The 5187-nt window shown below is 56.9% G+C and carries 5 protein-coding genes and 1 pseudogene; 4 read left to right on the top strand and 2 right to left on the bottom strand.

The features are described from left to right. Positions 1-689: TRAP transporter large permease subunit (locus R6T97_RS03785; RefSeq protein ID WP_410347969.1), on the top strand; the 689-nt coding region annotated here is incomplete at its 5' end. Between the two features lie 22 nt (positions 690-711). Further along, complete coding sequence (gene dctP / locus R6T97_RS03780) at positions 712-1767, top strand: TRAP transporter substrate-binding protein DctP (RefSeq protein WP_410347968.1); 1056 nt, start codon at positions 712-714, stop codon at positions 1765-1767. Positions 1768-1880: 113 nt separating this feature from the next. On the opposite strand, the gene R6T97_RS03775 is transcribed toward dctP, so the two are convergent. Beyond that, a complete protein-coding gene (locus R6T97_RS03775; protein ID WP_410347967.1) occupies positions 1881-3137 on the bottom strand; it encodes a PqqD family peptide modification chaperone in 1257 nt (418 codons plus the stop codon). A 102-nt stretch (positions 3138-3239) separates the two neighbouring features. On the opposite strand from R6T97_RS03775, the gene R6T97_RS03770 reads away from it, so the two are divergent. Then, complete coding sequence (locus R6T97_RS03770; protein WP_410347966.1) at positions 3240-3485, top strand: hypothetical protein; 246 nt, start codon at positions 3240-3242, stop codon at positions 3483-3485. Between the two features lie 318 nt (positions 3486-3803). Here the strand turns inward: R6T97_RS03770 and R6T97_RS03765 are convergent, their stop codons facing one another. Continuing rightward, complete coding sequence (locus R6T97_RS03765; protein WP_410347965.1) at positions 3804-4304, bottom strand: tetratricopeptide repeat protein; 501 nt, start codon at positions 4302-4304, stop codon at positions 3804-3806. A gap of 39 nt (positions 4305-4343) precedes the next feature. On the opposite strand from R6T97_RS03765, the pseudogene R6T97_RS03760 reads away from it, so the two are divergent. Next, positions 4344-4910: pseudogene (locus R6T97_RS03760) on the top strand (cytochrome c peroxidase); the annotation flags it as partial. Positions 4911-5187: the final 277 nt, after the last annotated feature.

The raw sequence follows: 5187 nt of genomic DNA, 5'->3' as shown, positions 1-5187 counted from the left end.
CACCGCTGCAAACACCGATCATTATTCTGGGCGGTATCCTTGTCGGTGTTTTCACCCCGACAGAAGCCTCTGCCGGGGCCGTGGCCTACGCGCTGATCGTCAGCTTTTTCGTGCTGCGCTCGATGAAGCTCAAGGACCTCGGCGATGTCCTGACGCGCTCTGCCCTTGCCACCTCGGCCGTGCTGCTGTTGGTCGGTGCGGCTGTCGCCTTCAAGACCGTCGTATCGCTGTCATACGCACCGCAGATTCTCAGCGACTATATCCTGTCATTGTCCGAAAACCCGCTGATGCTCTTGTTCCTGATCAACATCCTTTTGTTCATCGTGGGTATGTTCCTTGATGCAGGGCCCGCGATCATCATCCTCGGGCCGATACTGGGGCCGATCTTCGTGGATCTTGGCGTGCACCCCGTACACTTCGCGATCATCATGAGCGTCAACCTGACAGTGGGGCTGGCAACACCCCCCATGGGGCTGGTGTTATTCGTGGCCAGTACCGTGTCAGGCGAAAAAGTCGAGACGATTGCCAAGGCGATCCTGCCATTCCTTGCGGTGGAAATCTTCGTGATCTTCCTGATCACCTATATTCCCGCCATTTCCATGACAGTGCCTTACCTCACAGGTTTCTTGGGGTGTGCCCCGGAAATCGGGTTTAGCGCTTGCATCAGCCCGGCACCGGGCATCAACTAACAGCATCAATAGGGAGAGAATTATGCTGAAACAGTTCACGAAAGTCGCGGCCACCGCCGCACTGCTGGCGACACCGCTGGCGGCATGGGCACAGGATTTTACGATCCGCGCCACTGCCAACTCCAACGAAAACGACGAAGACGCAGACGGTCTGGTTGTGTTCAAGAACTACGTCGAGGCGGCCTCCAACGGGCGCATCGCCGTCGAGGTTTTCATCGGCACACAGCTTTGCGCCACCGGTGCGGAATGTCTTGAAGGCGTGTCCGAAGGTTCCATCGATGTCTACATCTCCACATCGGGCGGTGCCGCAGGCATTTTCCCTTATGTGCAAGTGCTTGACCTGCCCTACCTGATGTCCTCCGACCGCGTGGCCGAGGCCGTACTGTCCGGCGATTTCGTCCGCACACTGCGCGACAAGGCGCTTGAGGACAGCGACAACACGATCCGCCTGATGACCATCGGCAACACCGGCGGCTGGCGCAACTTTGCCAACACCGAACGCCGGGTCACTACCCCTGACGACATGAACGGTCTCAAGCTACGGACAGTCGTGGCCGACCTGCCCGTTCAGCTTGTCGAAGCCATGGGCGCCTCTGCGACGCCGATCCCGTGGCCCGAGTTGTTCACCTCGCTGCAAACCGGCGTTGTTGAAGGCACTGCCAACGGCATCACCGACATCATGGGCATGAAGTTCCCCGATGCAGGCCTGCAATATCTGACACTGGACGGCCATTCCTACATGGGCGCGCTGTGGTGGATGAACAATGAAAACTTCATGGCGATGCCCGAAGACCTGCGCCGCGTTGTCGTCGATGGTTTCTCTGCGCTTCAGCAGGCAACCTTCGCGTCACCCAAACGCAAATCCATCGAAGCCTATGAGGCCTTCGTTGCAGGCGGCGGCGATATCTATGTGCCCAGCCCAGAAGAGAAAGCCGCATTCGCAGCAGCAGCCGAGCCTGTGAACGCATGGTTCCGCGAGAACGTCGACGGCGGATCAGATATGCTGGACGCGCTGCAAGCGGCAGTGGCCGAAGTAGAGGCCGAAATGGCCGCAGCTTATGAAAGCGACCTGAACTAAGGTTTCTCCATTCGCGCCAAGACAGGGCCACCCGACAGGGTGGCCCTTTTTCGTTCGCGATACGGCTCTTTTGCCCCGCATATAGTACGCATTGACAACCGCATCCGACAAAATCAAACAGCACCACCTGCCGCAATCGCGATCAACCGCTGCTGGATCAGGAACCGCAGCGCGCCCTGCACGTCCACATGCAGGCGATCACCGGCAATATCGGGGTAGATCTCTTGCATCACGCCGACCATGTCCGCGCCCGACAAAGGGTCATCAAGAAGCCTCCAGATCACCGTCGAAACCGAATTCAAACGGTGGATAGCGACGCCCGAACCATCCGCCAGATAGAGGCCCGCCTCGGTCTCTATTTCCGTATAACCGGGCAACTTGTCGAAGGTCTGCACCAGATCGACAGGTGCCGAAAGCTGCACCTGTGCCACATCCAAAGACGCAAGCGGCAACGTGCCGGTCTGACCTATCTTGGGCATACGGGCCGCCGGAAGATCACGTAACAAAGGGCTTTGGCTCAAGAGCGCCGCAGCCTCTTCGACAGCGTTATAGCGCAAGCGCAGTACAGGAACCGAACGGGTCAGTGCATCGGTCACCGTCAGGATCGCCCCGGCATGGACCTGTCGCCCGAAGTTCTGCATCACCAAGGCCGCCATTGCTTCATCTTGGCTCACGGGTGTCAGTGACGCAGGTTCTGCAAGATCAGGATCCCGCTGAAGCACCACGACCGCGCCCACCGGCGCGGATGTGCCCGATTGCGGCAGGTCGATCCCAGTCAGATACCCGTATTGCCTGTTCGCCGGACCTATCCGGTCGGTGATCCATGCGTCCAGCGACGCGGACAGGTTATCCGGCACAGGCAACCGCAACCGCGGCGCAATGCCATTGGCGATGCCGCTGATCACTTGCGTTTCGGCATCCACGGCCAATGGCACGAAATCATCCGAAAAAACACCGTGACCAAGCTGCGACAGCGTGGCCGACAACAGGCTCTTTCCCGCGCGCCGCGCATTGGGAAAGATCACAAGGCGGTCACCAAACGTCAGCGCCGCCGCATGCAGACACAGCAGTTCAGGGCGGCTGCGCAGACGTTCCCACGACATCTCGACAACAAGGTCGCAGATCGCATTGACCGGATTATGCCGGGCGATCGGGTTCTGCGCCATTGGCGCCTCAAGCGACCAGCGCCCGTTTTCGCAAGGGCCAAGCGTGGCAAAGGGGGCAGCATTGGCCGGATCATCGCTGTCCACCATGGATGGCCACGCTTTCAGGATCGGGTCCAGCAACGGTCGCACCACGTCAGGGCAGGCAACCCGCAAAGGGGACTTCAAACCGTGATACCGGATATTTTCAAAAGTCTCGTCACGCATAACAAAACGGCCCCTGTTCAGGGGCCGTAATGTGGTTTGCAAACCGTGCGCAGGTCAAGTCAAACACAAACATTTGTAGAACAACATCCAAATCAATCCGCGATGCAAACCCTCCCGTTCGAATTGTATGTCCTGCCGTCCCAGCTGGTACCGGCCTCACAGCCGCTGGCACCGGACGCAGCACTTGATGAACTTGAATTACTAGCCATGCTTGGATCACTTGCCTTGCTTGGATCGCTTGGATCGCTTGGTTCACTCGGAGAGCTTGCCGCACTCTTTGCGGACGCCGCCGATCCACCGTCAGAGGCATGCGCCATAGACATCGTCGTAAACGCGGGCACCGCATAAGCAGCGGCGGCCAATCCACCGATCCGTGTCAACAGGTGGCGGCGTGATAGTGTGGTTGTTTTTTTCTCAGTCATGTTATCCCATCTTTCGCGATAGTTATTGTTGAAGGTACGCCTTTCGACGTGTGCTGGTTTCAGGCCGTTCCAGCACTGGCAAGACGGCCCGACACCGCAACTCTGGACGCGAAACACCAAGTGTCTCAATCCAGATTTGGTTTAAAACCAACAAATAAACCGAAGTTATACGCACCATTTTGCGCATCAGAAGTACGGGAAAACACTACGATAATCCTGTTTTGCAAGGCCTTGATGTACCCGTTCACCGAAACGGATACATCCATCCCTTATAGTCATCCACCAGCACTTCGGCCCGCATCCGTTCTTCTTTTGTCAGCCGGGGCGTGATCAATTCCAGCGAATCCAGCGCATCGGGGTCCCCGCCTATTGCCGATAAAGCATACCAAAGATACGCTCGGACCATATCAGGCGCGGGAATGCCCCGGCCCACCTCATAATACCACCCCAGCCCGGATTGCGCACCTGCATGTCCCTTCAAAGAAGCCCGCAAATACCAGTCGAAAGCCCGCTCGTCATCGCGCGCGACGCCAAGGCCAAGGGCATACATGACGCCGATCAACTCTTCGGCTTCGGCATTGCCGGATCGGGCATAGACCTCGAACATGGCGCGCGCCTCGGGGTAGTCTCCCGCCTCCATCAGATCGCGCGCAATCTCCATATCGGCCTGCGCAGTCGTGGCAAAACAGATCAGCGATGCACAAATGTACGTACAGGTTCTGTACGCTTTCTGTACGCGATACATACGGCAGTCCTCGGCATGTTTCTGGGTGCCAATCTCGCGATGGCACAAGGGATCGGGCCAGATGATTACATCCCCGTCAATGCGGATCAAGCCCGTATCGGGCAGTTGCTTTTCTACGATAAGATATTGTCGGGAAACAAGAATATCTCTTGCGGTACCTGCCATCACCACGATCATGCCAGTGGCGACGGCCTGTCGCTCGGCATCGGCGAAGGGGGTGTTGGTATCGGCCCGCAGCGCACTACCGGCACCGGCCCTGACGCAATCCGCAAACGCATCCCCCGCAACGCGCCAAGCCTATGGAATCTCGGACATAATGACATTGAAACCCTGTTCCATGACGGGCGCCTGACACGCTCTGATATTTACGGAAACGGCTACGACTCCCCCGCCGAGGAATGGCTACCCGAAGGGCTGGACAACCTCGTTGCAGCCCAATCATTATTCCCGATGGTCGCCCAGTTCGAAATGGCCGGAAACCCCCGTGAAAACGAAATCGCAGGCGCGACCCATGACCGGATCGATGTGGCATGGCCCATTATCGCCAAGCGCGTGCGCACTATCCCGGCCTATGGTGCGATGTTCGTGCAAGCCTTTGATCACATATTAGAACAAGGGTTTATGCAAAGTGGCTATGCTGAATATTATAGTTTTGAAGATTACCTATATTTAGCTTATGGTGTTCAAAATGATGTTGAAATGATGAACAGTTATATTAAAAGAACTTTAGAACCATTATTTATATATGATTATATTATGGCAAGCATTTTACTGAGTTGAATTATGCTCAGGGGCTGTTTGTGCACCTGATTAACAAGCGCTGGCTTGATGGTCTGCCGAAGGACCTGCGGACCACCTTCCTGGAGGTTGTTGCGGAAGAGAG

Source organism: Yoonia sp. (assembly GCF_046498525.1).
Lineage (GTDB): Bacteria > Pseudomonadota > Alphaproteobacteria > Rhodobacterales > Rhodobacteraceae > Yoonia.
Note: the sequence above shows the minus strand (reverse complement) of the source record. Positions and strands in the feature narration are given on the sequence as shown.

What these genes read in the sequence shown, in the direction of transcription:
- R6T97_RS03765 (WP_410347965.1), bottom strand. Translation starts at nt 4,304, where the DNA reads ATGTATCGCGTACAGAAAGCGTACAGAACCTGTACGTACATTTGTGCA.
- R6T97_RS03770 (WP_410347966.1), top strand. Translation starts at nt 3,240, where the DNA reads ATGCAAACCCTCCCGTTCGAATTGTATGTCCTGCCGTCCCAGCTGGTA.
- dctP (WP_410347968.1), top strand. Translation starts at nt 712, where the DNA reads ATGCTGAAACAGTTCACGAAAGTCGCGGCCACCGCCGCACTGCTGGCG.
- R6T97_RS03775 (WP_410347967.1), bottom strand. Translation starts at nt 3,137, where the DNA reads ATGCGTGACGAGACTTTTGAAAATATCCGGTATCACGGTTTGAAGTCC.